Genomic DNA, 16,538 nt, shown 5'->3' with positions numbered 1-16,538 from the left:
AATGGTCTCCTGAACCGTACCGCCCGACGATCTGACGCCGTCGTGACGAGTCGGGCGCCGATCACGCCCTGTTACAGGCGCAATGCCACCGGAGACGACGCAAGGTCAACCGTTGCCGGAATTCACTTCCAGCCGAATAAAAATGGTGCGGCGCAGCATGTTTTCAGGTCGCTCGTCGCGCCGTACAGGGATACCACAGTCAGATGCGCACCATGGACACCCTGACCGCCCGTCCCGACGGGGCTCTGGCCTCCCCGGCCTCGCTTCGCAATGCGGATCCGATCCTGCGCATCCTGCGCGCCCACCTGCCGAAAAGCGGACGGATTCTGGAAATCGCCGCCGGCTCGGGCCAGCACGCCGTCTTCTTTTCCAGCGCCCTGCCCGGTCTGGACTGGACGCCCAGCGACCCCAGCCCGGACGCGCGCGCCAGCATCGCCGCATGGGCCTCCGAGGCCGGGACGGACCGGCTTCACCCGCCGCTGGCGCTGGATTGTCTGGACGAGGCGACCTGGCCCGAAGGCGGCTTCGACGCCCTGATCTGCATCAACATGATCCACATCAGTCCCTGGGCGGCGACAGAGGGGCTGATGAAGCTGGCGGAGCGCGCCCTGCCCCGCCCCGGCGGCCTGCTGTATCTCTACGGCCCCTATCGCGAGGCCGAGGTTGCGCTGGCGCCGTCGAACCAGGCCTTCGACGCCAGCCTGAAGACCCGCGATCCGGCCTGGGGTCTGCGCGACCGGGACGCGGTCGTCGCCCTGGCCCGATCACACGGCCTGACGCTGACGTTGCGGACGGAGATGCCCGCCAACAACATCAGCCTTCTGTTCAGACGAACCTAGCCGGGCGCGCGATCACGAGATCGTCGCGACCACCGCCGACAGCTGGGCGCGCGCGTTGATCAACGCCACCTTGTCGCCCTGGAAGACGGCGCCCGGCGCATCCGCCGTCAGGCCGAAGGTTTCAGCCGCCAGAGCCACGCCGTCGGCGAAGGCCAGAACCGGCAGGCCCTGCGCCTTGGCCAGACCCAGCAACGCCTTGACCTGAGCCAGGCCCGCCTCGTCCGCCGCACCGCCCGGCACGACCACGCCCTTCACCCGTCCGCTGGTGATGTCGTCCGCCGTCGCGGTCGCCAGCACGGTCACGCCGCCGCTGACCAGACTGGCGTCGCCGGTCGAGATCGGCGCCAAGGACACGCCGTCAAAGCGCAGCGCGGTCTCCATGTCGCCCAGGGAGCCGAAATCCATGCCCTTGCGCATGATCAGACCCATGCGCAGGCGCACGGGGGCGGGTCGGTTGAAGCCCTGACGAGGGCGAGCAGCGGTCGAGGTGTTGCGTTGAGCGGACAAGACGTCTCCTTCGAAGGTTGTCGTTCAATATTCGATCACCCGTTCAGAATGGATCGGGTGAAATGCCCCTGAAGAGGAACTGAAAACGCAAATCGCCGCGTCACGGCGTGGCCGAACGCGATCTGGATCAGTTTTTAAGGGTGATTGAACATATAGGCCCGCTGCGCTGAGGGTCAATGTCAGATCCAGACCATTTGATCTCAGCGATATTCAGACGCTGTGTTTGAAATCTTTCCGCACGCTGCTCGTCTGACGCCTTGCCTGCCCTGCCCCCGGCCTTCTACAGAGCGGCATCTTTGAGGACGGTTCCCATGGCTTTCACCCGCACCTACGACGGCCCCGAGCCTGTCCGCATCAACAAGTGGCTGGGCCAAACCGGCGTCTGCTCGCGCCGCGAGGCCGAGGCCCTGATCGCCGCCGGCATGGTCGCCATCGACGGCGAGACCGTCACCGACGCCGGCCGCAAGATCGAGCCGGGCCAGACCCTGACCCTGAACGACCGGGGCGAGGCCGCCCTGGCCTCGGGCGTGACCATCCTGATGCACAAGCCGATCGGCTATGTCTCGGGCCAGCCCGAGCCGGACAAGATTCCCGCCGTGCGCCTGCTGAGCGAGGCCAATCGTGTCGGCGAGGGCGCCGTCCCGGCCGAGGACGCCTCCCTGCCGCCCATCGGCCGTCTGGACGAGGATTCGCGCGGCCTGCTGATGCTGTCGTCCGACGGGGTGGTGGCCAAGGCCGTGATCGGGCCGCAGTCGCATCTGGACAAGGAATACCTGGTCCGCGTGGCGGGCGACGTCACCGAAAAGAAGCTGGCCCTGCTGCGGCGCGGCCTGATGCTGGACGGACGGGTGCTGAAGTACGCCAAGGTCTCGCGCATGGAGCAGAACCGCCTGCGCTTCATCCTGACCGAGGGCCGCAACCGTCAGATCCGCCGGATGTGCGAGATGGTGGACCTTGAGGTCACGGACCTGCTGCGCATCCGCGTCGGCCCGATCCGTCTGGACAACCTGCCCGAAGGCAGGTGGCGGATGATCACGCCCGAAGAGCGCGAAGCCCTGATCAACGGCTCGGCGGGCTGATCAGGCCCGCAGCGCCTCGAACCATCGCTGCAGCAGGGTCGCCTCGGCGCGATGGGCGGCGATGCGCGCGGCGGCTTCCTCGTCCACGCCCCAGCGTTCCTCGGTGAAGGCCTCGTCCAGACGCGACAGATCCAGCGCCGCCTCGCCCGACAGGGCGCCGCGCTGGACCGCCAGGCCCAGCACCGCCGAGCCGAACAGCGGCACGGCCGTCGCCAGTCCGGTCAGGCTGTGGTCGTCCATCGCCAGGGCCAGAGCCTTGACCCGCTCCAGCGCCTCCGGCGCCTGGGGCCGGTGAACAATGCCCTCGGCGGCGTGCAGGACCACATCCAGTTCACGCGCCGCCCAGTCGCGCCACGGTCCCCATTCGGCCTGCTGGCGCTCGATCAGGTTCGCCGGATGTTCGGCCAGGTAGCAGATGACGTCCGACCCGGCATAGGCGGCGATCTCGGCGGCCACCGGCTCGCGCGTCTGGCTGACCCGGTCGATGGCGGTCGAGGCCAGGCGGGTGGCGGGCATGGTCCCCGGCTCCACGAACTCGCCCTGCGCCGCCCATTCGTCCGCGACCAGTTGCGCGGCGGCCTCGGTCGGCAAGGTCAGGGTGGCGCCCGCCGGGGTCTTGGGGGTGCGCCCGTCCAGACGCACGGTCCAGCCGCCGTCATCCCTGGTCACATCAACGGCTTTCCAGAAGCGTTTGACGCGCTCCTCGGACTCGCGAAAGCCCTTGCGGGCGGCGACGTTGGGATCAAGCGGGGGGATGTGGGACATGGCGCTCTTCTAGGCGGCGATTGCGGTCGAGGCGAAGCGATCCAGCGCCGCCTCCAGATCTGGACAGTCGACGGCGACGTGACGGGCGCCCGCCGCGACCTGTTCCTCATGGGTGTGGAAACCCCAGCCGACGCCCAGCGGATGGACCCCCGCGTTCAGCGCCATCAGGATGTCATGGCTGGTGTCGCCGATCATGACGGTCGAGGCCGCATCGGCCCCGCAGGCGGTCATGGCGGCGAACAGCATGGCCGGATCAGGCTTGCCCGGCCCGTCGGCGGCGCAGTGACTGGACAGGAAGAGGTCGCTCCATTCCGGCCGGGCCAGATTGCGCGCCACCCCGCGTCGGTTCTGGCCCGTCGCCAGCGACAGCCGCCAGCCTTCGCGTTTCAGACGACGCAGGGTGTCCATGACGCCGGGATAGAGGGGCTCCTCGTGCCCGGCGTCGTACATGGCGCGGAAGCTGGCCTGGAAGGCGGCGACGAAGTCCGCCAGCTCCGCCAGCGTCAGGTCCGGCTCCAGAACGTGCAGCGCCTTGTCCAGCGTCAGGCCGACGATCTGGCGCACCCGGTCATAGGACGGCTCGGGCAGGCCCAGCTCGCGCGCGGCTTCGCAGCAGGCGCGATGGATCGAGGCCCGGCTGTCCACCAGGGTCCCGTCAATATCGAAGACGGCGAGCGGGCGCGTCATGCGGGAACAACATCGAAGGCGATCGTCAGACGGGTGTCCTCGCCGCTGAACGGTACGGTCCCGTGCCACATGTAGGAGGGGAACAGCACCAGGGTCCCCGGCTCCGGTCGCACGGCATGCTCCGCGGGCAGCCCCGCCGGCGTCCGCAACGGCGGCTCGCCGAACTTGATCCAACCTTGCCGGTCGCCATCGTCCAGCGTCGCCGGCAGCTGGATATAGAAGGCTGACGAGAGCCACCCCTGGGGATGGACGTGATCGGCGTGGAAGCCGTTGGGCTGCAACCGAACAGACCAGCAGCCCGCGATCCTGTAATCCCCTGTATTGCGCGACCTCAAGGGATCGTCGCCCGGCCCAAGCGCCGCCAGGTAGCGGCGGATCGGGCCGTCAATGGCCTGGAAGAAGGCCTGAATGGCGGGATGATCGCTGGTCCGCAGAGAACTGGACGTCTGGGAACCGCCGCGCAGGGACTGCCCGACAGGATGGGTCTTCAATCCGTGAAGCTCGACCAGGGCCGTTTGCAGATCCGCCAGATAGGCGGCCAGGTCCGGCCACCCCTCAGGGGTGTCGATCACCGCCGGGCGGACCAAGGCCTGATAGTCATAGAGCGCCCGATAGCCTGGCTCGTCCAGCATCCGCATCGCCGTCGCCTGCAGGGCCAAGACATACTGATCCAGCGGCGTCGCCTCGCGCAGATGCGAAATCTGCTCCAGCGCCTCGCCGGGCTCGCCCAGGGCGATATGGCATTCCGCCATGGCCAGGCGCACCGGATGCGCCGCGTGCCGACCCTGGGCGCCCGCCTGACGGACATGATGCATCGCCTTCGCCGGATCAAACTGCAGCGCCAGTCGGGCCGCCGCCAGGTGCCCCGCCGGGCTCAGCAGACCCGTGGCGAGCGTCGCGTAACCGGCCTGCGCCGCTCCGGCGTATTCCTGCAAACGGGCCTTGGCGGCGCGAAGGGCCTCATGCGCCGGCGTTCGCGCGATAGCCGCGTCCAGCTCGACGGTCGCCGCGTCCAGATCGGCGGTCCGCATCCAGATCAGGTGGGCCAGATCCCTCAAGGCGTCCACATCGCCGGGGCGTCGGGCGGCCGCAGCGCGGAATGCGGCCTCCGCCTCGTCAAAGCGGTTCTGACCCTGCAAGGCCCGCCCCAGGACCAGCCAGGTTTCCGGAGCGTCGCCGCCCAGATCAAGCGCCTGGCGCGCCGCAGCCTCCGCCTCGGCGCACAATCCCAGATCCCCTTGCAGGGCGGCCAGGTTATGGCGAGCGGACACGCTGGCAGGGGCGATCGTCACGGCCCGTCGCGCCAGAGGCAGGGCTTCATCACCACGCCCCAGAGCCTGAAGGGCGTTGGCGTGATAGGTGAAGGCCGCTGACGGCGCGCCGCTGACCGCCGTCACCCGCTGGATGACCGCCAGAGCCTCTGCCGGACGGTTTTGGTCCAGCAGGAACTCCGCCTGCTGGACAAGGCGGTCGGTGGACATCATCGCTGGCGCTTGACCCCCTCGAAGGGATCGCCCTCGCTCTCGTCCTCGGCGAAGCCGAAGTGGGCGAAGCCGGCCTTCATCTCGGGACTGAGCGGCGCCTCGACGATCAGCTTGCCCCCGCGCGGGTGGTCCAGTTCGATGCGGCGGGCGTGCAGTTGCAGCTTCAGCACGCCGGACAGTTCACGGGACTTCTCGTCGCCGTACTTGGGATCGCCCAGGATGGGATGGCCGATGGCCGCCATGTGGGCGCGCAACTGGTGCGTCCGGCCGGTGAAGGGGCGCAGGGCCATCCAGGCGGCGCGATGGGCGGCGCGGCTGATGGTGGCGAAGGCGGTCTCGGCCGGTTCGCCCCTGGGGTCCTTGGGATCGGCAGGGCGCATCATCTCGAAGTCGTTGATGCCGGTCTTCTTCAGCGCCATGTCAATCTGACCGGCCGAAGGCTTGGGGTTGCCGATGACGATGGCCCAATAGGTCTTCTTGGCCTGACGGCGGGCGAAGGCCCCGGCCAGACGCTTGGCCGCCTCCGGCCCCTTGCCCAGCAGCAGCACTCCCGAGGTGTCGCGGTCCAGGCGGTGGACCAGACGCGGCCGGTCCATCCCCTCGCCCCACGCCGACAGCAGGCGGTCGACGTGCTTGGTCGTCTTGGTGCCGCCCTGCACGGCCAGTCCGTGCGGCTTGTTCAGGGCGATGACCATGTCGTCTTCATAGAGAACCAGCGACTTGGCGTAGGCCACGTCGCGTTCCGACAGTTCGTGCACATCGCCGGGCTTGCGCGGATTGGCCTCGGGCAGGGGCGGCACGCGCACGGCGGCGCCGGCGGTCAGGCGGTCCTGCGGCTTGACCCGCGAGCCGTCGACGCGAATCTGGCCGCTGCGGGCCATCTTCTCCACCTGAATATGCGTAAGGTGCGGCCAGCGGCGCTTGAACCAGCGGTCCAGCCGGATGTCGTGCTCGTCTTCAGCGACGTAGAGGGTCTGGACTTCGCGGCTCATGCGCCCACTCCGGTAAACAGTTTGCGCGCGATCATCAGGCCGACGAACAGGGCGGCGATGGAAAGAACCACCGAACCCACCGCATAGACGAAAGCCGTGGCCAGTTCACGGCGTTCGATCATCAAGGCCGCTTCCAGTGAAAAGGCGGAAAAGGTCGTAAAGCCGCCCAGCACGCCGACGGCGGCGAACAGGCGGACGCCCTCCTGCCCCGCGCCCGCCTTCAGCGCCAGCCAGCCGGCCAGAAGCCCCATCAGCAGACCACCCGTGGTATTGGCGACGAAGGTGCCCCACGGCCAGGCCGCGCCGGGCGCCAGCCGCCCCGCCGTCAGACCCAGGCCGTAGCGGGCCATGGCCCCCAGGGCGCCGCCGACGGCGACGAGAAGAAATTGCATCATGTCGGGCTTCTACACCGACACGGCGGGAATGACAGCGGTCGGCGGCGGGCTACAGCCGGTTGCGGATCGCGTCCTGGACCCGCCGCGCGTCATAGGCCTCGGAACGATCCGGCTTGGCGCCGCGTCCCATGACGACCTCGAGCGTGGTCGAGGTCGGCTGGGGGCCGCTGAGATCGAAGCCCAGGCCGACGCCGACGCCCGACGAGCGATAGCCGCCATATCGACTGGAGCCCGCGCCGATCGAGACGCTGGGACGCACGCCGCCGGCGCTGTCGGGACGACCGTCGATCCAGCGCTGCGTCACCTCGAACCAGTCATAGCCCTGATCCACGGTCAGTTGCGCCGCGCGGAAAAGGGCGCGATCGACCACCGGGCCGGGCGCGCCGACGCCGTTGTAGGTGACGCGGAAACGGTTGGATTCGATCTGCTGCTCGCTGAACCCCTGCCCGCGCCCCGACTGCTGCGGGCCATAGGGGGCCAGGCTGGCGCAGGCGCCCAGCGCCAGGGCTGAGGCGGCGATCAGGCTAAGGGTCAGGCGTTTCATCGGCGATCTCCTTGCCCGATTAGCGCCGGGCCTGCCCGGATGTTCCGCTGCGAACCTGAACAGAGGCTGAACTGCCCCGCTACGCGGGGGGAGGATGGCTCACAGAGCCGCCGCCGCCTTCAGGGCCATGAAGTCCTCGGGCGGGGGCGCCTCCAGCGTCACGCGCTCGCCGCTCTCGGGATGAGGGAAGGACAGTTTGGCGGCGTGCAGCATCAGGCGCGACGCGCCGCGCCCGGCGAAGGTCAGGGCCCCGCCGTAACGCACGTCCCCGACCAGGGGTCGACCGATCGAGGCCATATGGACACGCAGCTGGTGCATCCGTCCCGTCTCGGGCGACAGCTCGACCAGAGCCCCGTCCTCGCTAGCGGCCAGGGTGCGATAGCCGCTGACGGCGCCTTGCGCGCCCGGCGCATCGAACTCGACCACCCGCATATAGCTCTCGCGGCCGATCTCTTCGCGGCGCAGGGCGGCGGTGATGCGGCCCGACTTGGGCTCGGGTGCGGCGGAGATCAGGGCCAGATAGGTCTTCTGGAACCGGCGCATCTGCATGGCCTTGCCCAGGAAGCCTGCGGCGGGCTTGGTCTTGGCCGCCAGTATGACGCCCGAGGTGTCGCGGTCCAGCCGATGAACCAGCTCCGGCCGCTTGCCGTTCGAGCGGGCGAAGGCCCACAGCAGGTCGTCCAGGGTATGGGCTTGAATGCGTCCGCCCTGGCTCGACAGGCCCGAGGGCTTGTTGAAGGCGATGATGTGCGCGTCCTCGTGGATGACCCACGAACGGACGGCGGCGATGTCTTCTTCGGTCAGGGAAGCGGGCTGGCGGGTTTTCACCCGCCGAGCCTTTAGCGGAGGACGCCCTTCTTCGCCATGGCCGAGGCATACCAGAGCAACAGGGCCGCGATGACCGTGATGACGTAGGGCATCCATTCCATCATCGCCAACTCCGGCGGCAGGGCCGGCGGCGGGTTGATGAACTTGGAGTAGATCAGGCTGACCACTGCCCCCAGCAACGACAAGGCGAAGGCGTGAACCGCCCAGCGACTGCGCGCCAGCAACAGCAGAGACCCGATCACCGCGCCCCAGACGCCCAGCGTCCATGGCACGTACATCCATGTCGGCATGGCGTTGTAATAGGCGATCATGTCGTCGCCGAAACCGGATTCACGCATATAGGCTTCGCCACGCGTGGTGGTCTGGATGAAGTCGTATCCGCCAAAGCCGTTCCACAACAGCGACAACACCCCCACCAGCCAGAGATGCCAAGGCGTCGCCGCCCGTCTTGCAATATCGGTCATGTTCCCTCCCCAGGTTGCCGATGGGAGGAGGCTAATCCCGAACCGCCATGCTTAACAATGAACAGCGATCACTCTCCCTTTCCTCCCCATTTCATGGGGAGGTGGCGCGGGCGCGAAGCGCACGTGACGGAGGGGGCGTCTCGACGGCTGGCGTTGCGCCGCCCCCTCCACCACTACGCGGTCCCCCTCCCTGGGGAGGAAAGCCTTAGGTCTCGTGCTTCTGCGCCCGTGCCCGCATGGCCGCCCAGCGTTCCAGCCGCGCCTTGACCTTCTCTTCGTGGCCCTCGCCCTTGGGCTTGTAGAAGGTGCGGCGTTCCATCTCGTCGGGGAAGAAGTTCGCGCCGGAGAAGCCCTCGGGCGTGTCAGGGTCGTACTGGTAGCCCTTGCCGTAACCAAGCTGCTTCATCAGCTTGGTCGGGGCGTTCCGGATATGGGCGGGCGGCATCAGGGAGCCGGTTTCGTGCGCCGCCTTTTTCGCCGCCTTGAAGGCCTCATAGACCCCGACCGACTTGGGCGCGGTGGCCAGATGGACCACCGCCTGAGCCAGCGCCAGTTCGCCCTCGGGGCTGCCGAGGAAGTCGTAGGTGTCCTTGGCCGCATTGGCGACCAGGATGGACAGGGGATCGGCCTGACCGATGTCCTCGACCGCCATCCGCACGATGCGCCGCGCCAGATAGAGCGGGTCCTCGCCCCCGTTCAGCATCCGCGCCAGCCAGTAGAGCGCCGCGTCCGGGTCCGAACCGCGCACCGACTTATGCAGGGCTGAAATGAGGTTGTAGTGCTCCTCACGCGACTTGTCGTAGGCAGGGGCCCGCTTCTGCAACACGCCCGCCAGGGCCTGAACGTCCAGCAAGTCGCCTTCAGGCAGGTCGAACAGAACCTCGGACATGGTCAGCAGATAGCGGCCGTCGCCGTCAGCCAGGGCCAGCATGGCCTGACGCGCTTCCGGCGTCAGCGGCAGGGGCCGCTCCATCAAAGCCGCCGCCCGATCCAGAAGCTGATCCAGCGCCGCGTCGTCCAGACGCTTCAGCACATAGACCTGCGAGCGCGACAGCAAGGCGCCGTTCAGCTCGAAGCTGGGGTTTTCCGTCGTGGCCCCGACCAGGGTGACGATCCCCTCCTCGACGAAGGGCAGGAAGCCGTCCTGCTGGGCGCGGTTGAAGCGGTGGATTTCGTCGACGAACAACAGGGTCTGCTGACCCGCGGCGCGGCGCATCCGCGCGGCCTCGAACGCCTTCTTGAGGTCCGCGACGCCTGAGAATACAGCGCTGATCGACTGGTATTCATAGCCCGCCGCCTTGGCGAGCAGCCGGGCGATGGTGGTCTTGCCGGTCCCCGGAGGTCCCCACAGGATCATGGAGCCCAGACGCCCGGCCTCGATCATGCGGCGGATCGGCCCGCCCTCGCCCAGCAGGTGGTCCTGGCCCACGACCTGTTCCAGCGTCTGCGGGCGCAAACGGTCGGCCAAGGGGGCGTCAGGAGCGTGGATGCCGGAGGCTTCGAACAGATCAATCATGGAACAGCCTAGATAGGCGTTCGTTCAGGCGAATACACGCACTTCTAACGGCCCGGAGATACCATGACCGCGTCCCAGCCGAACCAGGGGCCCACCGGCGGCGTCACGCCCCACCTGACCATTCCGTCGCGGGGCGGCCAGGCGGCGATCGAATTCTACGGTCGGGCCTTCGGCGCCGAGGAGATCATGCGCATGCCCGCCGAGGACGGCGAGCGGCTGATGCACGCCCACCTCAAAATCAACGGCGCCAGCCTGATGCTGGCCGACGAATTCCCCGAATGGACCGGCGAGGCCGACATCACGCCCAGAGGCGTAACCCTGCACCTTCAGGTCGACGATCCGGACGAATGGTGGAACCGCGCCCTGGTGGCGGGCGCCATCCCCGTCATGCCGCTGGAGGACCAGTTCTGGGGCGACCGCTACGGTCAGGTCCGCGACCCCTTCGGCCACACCTGGTCCATCGGCGGCCGGCCCAAGGGCTGAACGACCAAAACCCTTCTCCCTTCCCCGTTCGGGGAGGGTGGTCGGAGCGAAGCGAGGACCGGGTGGGGAGGGAAAGGCAGCGGCCGTCCCTACGGCAAGCGCCCCGTCAACCTGCGCCCACCGCGCACAATGGTCAGCTCCGTCCCGCGCTGAGCCCGGCCGAGCGCCGCGACCGAGGTCGCCGGACGGCCGTCCACCTGAACGATCAGGTCGTTGGGGCGCAGGCCGATGCGCGCGGGGATGCTGTTGCGCTGCAGGCCGGTCACAACCACGCCGCTGGTGAAGGGGTCGCCGCCCAGACGGTCGGCCAGGGCGGGATTCAGCGCCACGCCCTGCAGGCCGGCCAGAGCCCCCTGCCCCACGGTCGTGCCCTGGCCCGGATCGGCGTCGCCCGGCAGGGTCGAGACGCGGGCGTTGACCGTCTGGGTCCGTCCGTCGCGCAGAATGGTCACGGCCACCGTGTCATTGGGTGAGCGGGTGCCGACGCGGAAGTTCAGGCCGCCCTGATCATTGATCTCGGCCCCATCCACGGCGGTGATGACGTCGCCCTGCTCCAGACCGGCGCGCGCGCCTGGTCCCTGAGGATAGACCTCGGTGATGATCAGGCCCTGCGGCCGCGACAGGCCCAGGCTGCGGGCGATGTCGGCGCTGACGGTGTCGCCCTTCACGCCCAGCCAGGGGCGTACGACGGACTTGGCCCCGCCGACGGCGGAATCCACCACCCGCTTCACCATGGTCGCCGGCACGGCGAAACCCACCCCCGTCGAGGAGCCGGTGCGCGAGAAGATGGCCGTGTTGATGCCGATCAGGTCGCCGTCCATATCGACCAGGGCGCCGCCCGAGTTGCCGGGATTGATGGCCGCGTCGGTCTGGATGAAGGAGCCGGAATCGCTGATCCCCGTCTCGGTGCGGTTCACCGCCGAGATGATGCCGTTGGTCACCGTCTGGCCCACACCGAACGGATTGCCGATGGCCAGGACCAGATCGCCGACCTGCTGCTCTTCCTGATCGTCGATACGCAGCACCGGCAGATCGCCGTCCACCTGTTCCAGTTGCAGCACGGCGATGTCGGAGCGTTCGTCGGCCAGCAGGACGCGGGCCGGATACTCGCGCCGGTCGTTCAGGGTGACGCGGATCTGCTGCATGTTCTGGATGACATGGTTGTTGGTCACCACCACCCCGTCGGCGCGCACGATGACGCCCGAACCGATCGAGCCGGTCACGCGGGACTGCGGTCCGCCGCCGAACAGCTCGAAGAAGGGATCGCGGACCTGCTGCACGCCACGCGCCGAAATATTGACCACCGCGGGCGCGGCCTCGCGCACCACGGGGGCGAAGCTGGACTTCATGGTTCCGGCGTCGCGCGGGGCCTGACGCGGCTGCTCGGCGAAGACCCCCTCCTGCGCCTTGGACGGTTGCGGCTGGCCGCAGGCGGACAGCATCAGGGCGGCGGCGATGGCCAGTCTGGAAGTCTTCATCTCGTCCCGGTCTCGTTCGGAAGGCTGAGTTTACAAGGCATTGCGCAACGGTTTTGGGACAGGATCAAGGCCAACGGCCAAGCCTGACGCCACTCGCGATCAAACGACCGTGACCTCGTCCCGTTCCGCCCGGCGCACCGTGATCCAGCCGATCAGGGCCGCCAGGGCCAGGACGACCGCGGCCAGATAGAAGGCGAGGCCCGGATTGGGCGCCCACATCCCCTGCTCCACCGACTCCGAATAGACCCAGCCGAAGAACAGCGGCGAGGCCACCCCGGCAATGGAGGCGACGCTCATGTTCGCGCCCTGCAACTGGCCCTGCTCGCTCTCGCTGACCCGGCGCGTCATCAGGGACTGCAGGGTCGGCATGGCCAGACCCCACAGGGCGTTGGGCAGCATGGCGATGATGAAGGCCACGCCCGTCGGAGCCCAGCCCATCATGGCGATGCCGACCGTGCCGCCGCACAGACCAAGGATCATGGTCATCCGGTCGCCCAGCTTCTTGGAAACCGGCCCGACCAGAACGCCCTGGACGATCATGTCCAGCACGCCCACCAGGGCCAGCAGCATCCCGACCTGCCACGGCCCCCAGTCGTACCTCAGCCCGGCGTAGAGGACGAAGACCGCCGAAAAGACGTGGTGGGCGAAGTAGAGCAGGAAGTTCACGACCGCGAGGCCGGTCAGTTCGGCATGGCGTTTCAGCAGGATCATGGCCCCGACGGGATTGGCCCGTCGCCAGCTGAACTTCATCCGCTTCTCGGGCGCCAGGCTCTCGGGCAGGATGAACAGGCCATAGAGGAAGGCCACGCCCGACAGACCGCCCGCCACCCAGAAGGGCACGCGCGGTCCGAACTCGCCCAGGAAACCGCCCAGCACCGGCCCCAGGACGAAGCCGCCCGAGAAGGCCGCGCCGATCAGACCATAGGCCCGCGCCCGTTTATCCGGCTCGGTGATGTCGGCCATATAGGCGTAGATGGTCGTGAAGCTGGACGAGGTGACGCCCGCGATCAGCCGCCCGACCGCCAACCACCACAGGTTGGGCGCCAGGGCCATCAGCACATAGTCCGCCGCCAGACCGGCGCAGCTGATCAGGATGACCGGCCGGCGCCCGTACTGGTCCGACAGCGAGCCGATGACCGGCGAGGCCAGGAACTGCATTCCCGCCCACAGGGCCACGAAGACCCCGTTCAGCAGCCCCGCCCGCGCGTTCGAGCCGACAAAGGTCTCGATCAGATGCGGCAGCACGGGGATGACGATCCCCATGGCCACGATGTCGAGCACCGCCGTGACAAAGATGAAGGCCATCGCCGCGCGGCGAACCTTGGGGTGATGCAGGGACATGAAACGCCGATCTGTTGGATCGGTCTTGTAGACGCGGATCAGCGCGTCGTCACCGCCAGCGTGTCCTCCGGCCGACCGTCGCCACGCGGCGCGTCCACATGCAGCAGGCGCGCCAGGAAGGGCTGGACGTCCACGCTGTCCAGATCGGTCAGTCGCCGCCCCTGCACCACGCCCGGACCGTGGGCGATGAATATGGCCGCCATGTCCGGGGCGAAGTTGTCATAGCCGTGCGCCCCGCCCGGCCTGGTCACCGGTCGCGCCCTGGTCGTGAAGGTCCAGCCCGGCTCGGAGGCGCAGACGATGACCGAGACGCGCGGGTTGGAGCCCAGCACGAACCGCGCCGGGATCTCGCTTTTCTTCCAGCAGTCCAGATGGGGACGCGAACCCAGCAGCGCCGCCTCGACCTCGGCCTCGCGCCCCGCCACCGGATTCAGGAAGGTCACCGCGCCGGAATAGACGATCCGGATCGCCGCCGGGTCGATCAGGTCGTCGATCCAGGTCACCCGCTCGGGCGAGGTCGCCGCCATGCCATGATCGGACACCACCACCAGTACGGTGCGCTCATACAGACCGCGCGCCTTCAGCCCCTCGACCAGACGGCCGATGGAAGCGTCGACCGAACGGATGGCCTCAGTGGTTTCGGGAGCGTCGGGGCCGTTGTGGTGGCCCTGGGTGTCGACGATGTCGAAATAGAGGGTGGTCAGCTGCGGCCGCTGATCCGTCGGCAGGTCCATCCATTCCAGCACACGATCTACCCGCGCGTCGCCGGGCATGCCTTGATCGAAGGTGGTCCAGTAGGTCGGGCGCACGCCGCGAATGTCAGCTTCCGAGCCCGGCCAGAACATGGTGGCTGTCTTCAGCCCCGCCTTCTCGGCCGAGACCCAGATCGGCTCGCCCTGATCCCACCAGCGACGGTCGGTCACCGCCTGCTTGTTGCCCAGGGAGAAGCGGCCCAGCTCGTCGTCGATCATGTTGTTGCCGACGATGCCGTGGTGGTCAGGGTGCAGCCCTGTCACCAGCGTATAGTGATTGGGGAAGGTCACACTGGGGAAGGACGGCCGCATCGGGCCCGTCGCCCCCTCGCCCGCCAGTCGCGACAGATTGGGCGTGACGCCCCGGTCCAGATAATCGGCGCGGAACCCGTCGATGGAGATCAACATGACCAGCGGCGGCTCGACCGGCTGCGGTTCGGGGGTCGGAACGGGCGTGGTGGCGCAGGCCGTCAGCAACAGGGCCAGACACAGGCCCGCGACACGAGAAAACATGTAAACTCCGAAGCGACTTCGGGGAGATTGCCTAAGCTTAATCTGCGACAGGCAGAAGACGCCTTGCCGGTTTATCCCCACCGGGCCAAGCTCGACCGCATGACCGCTGTTATCGAAACGACCGGCCTGACCAAGACCTATGGCGCCGTGCGCGCTCTGGACGGCCTCAGCCTCTCCATTCCGCGCGGCGGGGTTTACGGCGTGCTGGGGCCGAACGGCGCCGGCAAGTCCACCCTGTTCCGTATACTGCTGGGACTGATCCGCCCGACGGCGGGCGAGGTCCGGGTCCTGGGCCAGCACGCGGGCGATCCCGCCGTCATGCGCCGCGTCGGTTCCATGATCGAGACGCCCCGCTTTCCGCCCTACATGACCGCGCGTCAGGTGCTGGAATGGCTGGCCCTCGCTCACGGCATGAACAAGGACGCCGCCATCGACGCCTGGCTGGACCGCGTCGGTCTGACCGAGGCCGCCAACCGCCGCGTGCGCGGCTTCTCGGTCGGCATGTTGCAACGGCTCGGCGTCGCCGCCGCCCTGATGACCAAACCCGATCTGGTCATCCTGGATGAGCCGACCAGCGGCATGGACCCGCCCGGCATCCAGGAAATGCGCGCCCTGATCCGCAGCCTGGCCGACGACGACGGCGTGACCATCATCCTGGCCAGCCACCAGCTGCTGGAGGTTCAGCGCGTCTGCGACCGCGTGGCCATCTTCAATCGCGGGACCCTGGCTGCCGAGGGAAAGGTCAGCGAACTGACCGCCGCGGGCGAGCGTCTGCGCCTGTCGGCCACGCCGCTGGCCAGGGTCATGACTGTGCTGGGTGACAAGGCGACGCTGGACGGCGACGCCGTTCTGGCCGCGATTCCCCGCGCCGAGGGCCCCGCCCTGCTGCGCGCCCTGATCGAACAGGGTGTGGACATCGACGAGGCCCGCTGGGTCGGCGCCGATCTGGAAAGCGTCTTCATGGCCGAAACCGGCCCCGCGCGCACCGAGGCGCAAATCCGCGAGGCCCTCCATGCTGGCTGACGCCATCCGTTCCGAAGCCTATCGGCTGACACGAAACCGCACGGTCCTGTCATGGAGCCTGATCTTCGTTCCGGTGATCGTCCTGGCCGCAGCGATCGGCGGCGCCTTCTTCGACGCCAGGGTCGAGCGCATGGCGGATCAACTCCCGCCCCAGGTGACGGCCGCCAACAGCGCCCTCGACATCGGCACGATCTTGATCTCGAGCGCCGGCCAGCTGGCCAATCCCGCCCTGCTGGCCTTTTTGCTGATCGGCGCGGCGACGATCTTCGCCGGCGACTATCGCTGGGAAACCTGGCGCCTGATCACCGCGCGCAACAGTCGCGCCAACCTGATTATGGGCAAGGCCGGGGCGGTCAAACTGATGACCCTGACCGGCCTCCTGCTGTTCCTGCTGGCCGCCCTGATCGGCGCCGTCGCCAAGGGACTGATCCTCGACAGGAACCTGATCTTCGACTTCGGCGGCCAGGAGACACGCGATTTCGCCCTGCTCTTCCTGCTGGGCTATGTGCGGGTGATCCAGTTCCTGCTGCTCAGCCTGCTGGCCGCAACCTTGACGCGTTCGCAACTGGCCGCCCTGTTCGTGCCCCTGGTCGTCGGCGTGGCCCAGGGCCTTCTGGTGACCGCCACCCCGATCCTGGGCTGGAGCCCCGTCGACTGGCAGACCCAGCTGCTTTTCCCCGGCGCCGCCTATGAGACCCTGAAGGCCGTCATACTGGGCGGCGTCCCCGCGGCGGTCCTGGCGGAAGGCGTCGTGTGGCGCGCTGTCGCCAGCCTGGCCCTGTGGAGCTTCATCCCCTTTGGCCTGTCGCTATGGTGGTTCAGCCGCCAGGACCTGTCGAAAGAGTAGC

The 16,538-nt window shown here is 68.2% G+C and carries 18 protein-coding genes; 5 read left to right on the top strand and 13 right to left on the bottom strand.

All coding sequences use genetic code 11. The features are described 5' to 3' along the window. Window positions 1-212 precede the first annotated feature (212 nt). Window positions 213-839, top strand: coding sequence for a DUF938 domain-containing protein (locus ACZ5XO_RS06005; protein WP_464164368.1), 627 nt, complete (start codon window positions 213-215; stop codon window positions 837-839). Between the two features lie 12 nt (window positions 840-851). Here ACZ5XO_RS06005 and ACZ5XO_RS06000 read toward each other — a convergent pair whose 3' ends face one another. Continuing rightward, entirely contained in the window at window positions 852-1,346 is a 495-nt protein-coding gene (locus ACZ5XO_RS06000; RefSeq protein WP_464164367.1) for a hypothetical protein, read from the bottom strand. 311 nt (window positions 1,347-1,657) lie between these two features. Here ACZ5XO_RS06000 and ACZ5XO_RS05995 point away from each other — a divergent pair, with 311 nt between their 5' ends. Continuing rightward, entirely contained in the window at window positions 1,658-2,425 is a 768-nt protein-coding gene (locus ACZ5XO_RS05995; RefSeq protein WP_464164366.1) for a pseudouridine synthase, read from the top strand. On the opposite strand, the gene ACZ5XO_RS05990 is transcribed toward ACZ5XO_RS05995, so the two are convergent. The 9 genes from ACZ5XO_RS05990 to ACZ5XO_RS05950 all read right to left on the bottom strand — a co-directional run bounded on the left by ACZ5XO_RS05990 (window position 2,426) and on the right by ACZ5XO_RS05950 (window position 10,100). Further along, window positions 2,426-3,190, bottom strand: coding sequence for an ATP12 family chaperone protein (locus ACZ5XO_RS05990; protein ID WP_464164365.1), 765 nt, complete (start codon window positions 3,188-3,190; stop codon window positions 2,426-2,428). A 9-nt stretch (window positions 3,191-3,199) separates the two neighbouring features. Beyond that, a complete protein-coding gene (locus ACZ5XO_RS05985; protein ID WP_464164364.1) occupies window positions 3,200-3,877 on the bottom strand; it encodes an HAD-IA family hydrolase in 678 nt (225 codons plus the stop codon). After that, entirely contained in the window at window positions 3,874-5,361 is a 1,488-nt protein-coding gene (locus ACZ5XO_RS05980; RefSeq protein ID WP_464164363.1) for a 2OG-Fe(II) oxygenase family protein, read from the bottom strand. Before ACZ5XO_RS05980 ends, ACZ5XO_RS05985 begins: the two co-directional genes overlap by 4 nt. Next, window positions 5,358-6,353 (bottom strand): RluA family pseudouridine synthase, encoded by a 996-nt coding sequence (locus tag ACZ5XO_RS05975; protein ID WP_464164362.1) that lies wholly within the window; start codon window positions 6,351-6,353, stop codon window positions 5,358-5,360. The genes ACZ5XO_RS05980 and ACZ5XO_RS05975 overlap by 4 nt, the downstream gene beginning before the upstream one ends. Beyond that, window positions 6,350-6,748, bottom strand: coding sequence for a fluoride efflux transporter CrcB (crcB, locus tag ACZ5XO_RS05970; protein WP_464164361.1), 399 nt, complete (start codon window positions 6,746-6,748; stop codon window positions 6,350-6,352). The genes ACZ5XO_RS05975 and crcB overlap by 4 nt, the downstream gene beginning before the upstream one ends. Before the next feature lie 49 nt (window positions 6,749-6,797). Continuing rightward, the gene (locus ACZ5XO_RS05965; RefSeq protein ID WP_464164360.1) at window positions 6,798-7,292 is read right to left on the bottom strand and encodes a CC0125/CC1285 family lipoprotein; all 495 of its coding nucleotides are present in this window, start codon (window positions 7,290-7,292) and stop codon (window positions 6,798-6,800) included. Window positions 7,293-7,391: 99 nt separating this feature from the next. Beyond that, window positions 7,392-8,120, bottom strand: a complete 729-nt coding sequence (locus ACZ5XO_RS05960) for an RluA family pseudouridine synthase (RefSeq protein ID WP_464164359.1) — start codon at window positions 8,118-8,120, stop codon at window positions 7,392-7,394. Window positions 8,121-8,131: 11 nt separating this feature from the next. Further along, window positions 8,132-8,584 (bottom strand): hypothetical protein, encoded by a 453-nt coding sequence (locus tag ACZ5XO_RS05955; protein WP_464164358.1) that lies wholly within the window; start codon window positions 8,582-8,584, stop codon window positions 8,132-8,134. Between the two features lie 205 nt (window positions 8,585-8,789). After that, window positions 8,790-10,100, bottom strand: coding sequence for a replication-associated recombination protein A (locus ACZ5XO_RS05950; protein WP_464164357.1), 1,311 nt, complete (start codon window positions 10,098-10,100; stop codon window positions 8,790-8,792). 63 nt (window positions 10,101-10,163) lie between these two features. Here ACZ5XO_RS05950 and ACZ5XO_RS05945 point away from each other — a divergent pair, with 63 nt between their 5' ends. Further along, complete coding sequence (locus ACZ5XO_RS05945) at window positions 10,164-10,583, top strand: VOC family protein (RefSeq protein WP_464164356.1); 420 nt, start codon at window positions 10,164-10,166, stop codon at window positions 10,581-10,583. Between the two features lie 89 nt (window positions 10,584-10,672). On the opposite strand, the gene ACZ5XO_RS05940 is transcribed toward ACZ5XO_RS05945, so the two are convergent. From ACZ5XO_RS05940 to ACZ5XO_RS05930, 3 genes are all read right to left on the bottom strand, one after another. After that, a complete protein-coding gene (locus tag ACZ5XO_RS05940; RefSeq protein WP_464164355.1) occupies window positions 10,673-12,061 on the bottom strand; it encodes a trypsin-like peptidase domain-containing protein in 1,389 nt (462 codons plus the stop codon). A gap of 99 nt (window positions 12,062-12,160) precedes the next feature. Then, entirely contained in the window at window positions 12,161-13,402 is a 1,242-nt protein-coding gene (locus tag ACZ5XO_RS05935; RefSeq protein ID WP_464164354.1) for a TCR/Tet family MFS transporter, read from the bottom strand. Between the two features lie 38 nt (window positions 13,403-13,440). Next, window positions 13,441-14,667, bottom strand: a complete 1,227-nt coding sequence (locus ACZ5XO_RS05930) for an alkaline phosphatase family protein (RefSeq protein WP_464164353.1) — start codon at window positions 14,665-14,667, stop codon at window positions 13,441-13,443. A gap of 99 nt (window positions 14,668-14,766) precedes the next feature. On the opposite strand from ACZ5XO_RS05930, the gene ACZ5XO_RS05925 reads away from it, so the two are divergent. Continuing rightward, the gene (locus ACZ5XO_RS05925) at window positions 14,767-15,690 is read left to right on the top strand and encodes an ABC transporter ATP-binding protein (protein WP_464164870.1); all 924 of its coding nucleotides are present in this window, start codon (window positions 14,767-14,769) and stop codon (window positions 15,688-15,690) included. Next, entirely contained in the window at window positions 15,680-16,537 is an 858-nt protein-coding gene (locus ACZ5XO_RS05920; protein ID WP_464164352.1) for a hypothetical protein, read from the top strand. Before ACZ5XO_RS05925 ends, ACZ5XO_RS05920 begins: the two co-directional genes overlap by 11 nt. Window position 16,538 lies beyond the last annotated feature (1 nt).

The organism is Brevundimonas sp. T2-11, from assembly GCF_055397675.1.
Note: the sequence above shows the minus strand (reverse complement) of the source record. Positions and strands in the feature narration are given on the sequence as shown.

Coding starts and splice junctions, on each gene's coding strand:
- ACZ5XO_RS06005 (WP_464164368.1), top strand. CDS start 213: ATGGACACCCTGACCGCCCGTCCCGACGGGGCTCTGGCCTCCCCGGCC.
- ACZ5XO_RS05995 (WP_464164366.1), top strand. CDS start 1,658: ATGGCTTTCACCCGCACCTACGACGGCCCCGAGCCTGTCCGCATCAAC.
- ACZ5XO_RS05990 (WP_464164365.1), bottom strand. CDS start 3,190: ATGTCCCACATCCCCCCGCTTGATCCCAACGTCGCCGCCCGCAAGGGC.
- ACZ5XO_RS05985 (WP_464164364.1), bottom strand. CDS start 3,877: ATGACGCGCCCGCTCGCCGTCTTCGATATTGACGGGACCCTGGTGGAC.
- ACZ5XO_RS05980 (WP_464164363.1), bottom strand. CDS start 5,361: ATGATGTCCACCGACCGCCTTGTCCAGCAGGCGGAGTTCCTGCTGGAC.
- ACZ5XO_RS05975 (WP_464164362.1), bottom strand. CDS start 6,353: ATGAGCCGCGAAGTCCAGACCCTCTACGTCGCTGAAGACGAGCACGAC.
- crcB (WP_464164361.1), bottom strand. CDS start 6,748: ATGATGCAATTTCTTCTCGTCGCCGTCGGCGGCGCCCTGGGGGCCATG.
- ACZ5XO_RS05965 (WP_464164360.1), bottom strand. CDS start 7,292: ATGAAACGCCTGACCCTTAGCCTGATCGCCGCCTCAGCCCTGGCGCTG.
- ACZ5XO_RS05955 (WP_464164358.1), bottom strand. CDS start 8,584: ATGACCGATATTGCAAGACGGGCGGCGACGCCTTGGCATCTCTGGCTG.
- ACZ5XO_RS05950 (WP_464164357.1), bottom strand. CDS start 10,100: ATGATTGATCTGTTCGAAGCCTCCGGCATCCACGCTCCTGACGCCCCC.
- ACZ5XO_RS05945 (WP_464164356.1), top strand. CDS start 10,164: ATGACCGCGTCCCAGCCGAACCAGGGGCCCACCGGCGGCGTCACGCCC.
- ACZ5XO_RS05940 (WP_464164355.1), bottom strand. CDS start 12,061: ATGAAGACTTCCAGACTGGCCATCGCCGCCGCCCTGATGCTGTCCGCC.
- ACZ5XO_RS05935 (WP_464164354.1), bottom strand. CDS start 13,402: ATGTCCCTGCATCACCCCAAGGTTCGCCGCGCGGCGATGGCCTTCATC.
- ACZ5XO_RS05930 (WP_464164353.1), bottom strand. CDS start 14,667: ATGTTTTCTCGTGTCGCGGGCCTGTGTCTGGCCCTGTTGCTGACGGCC.
- ACZ5XO_RS05925 (WP_464164870.1), top strand. CDS start 14,767: ATGACCGCTGTTATCGAAACGACCGGCCTGACCAAGACCTATGGCGCC.
- ACZ5XO_RS05920 (WP_464164352.1), top strand. CDS start 15,680: ATGCTGGCTGACGCCATCCGTTCCGAAGCCTATCGGCTGACACGAAAC.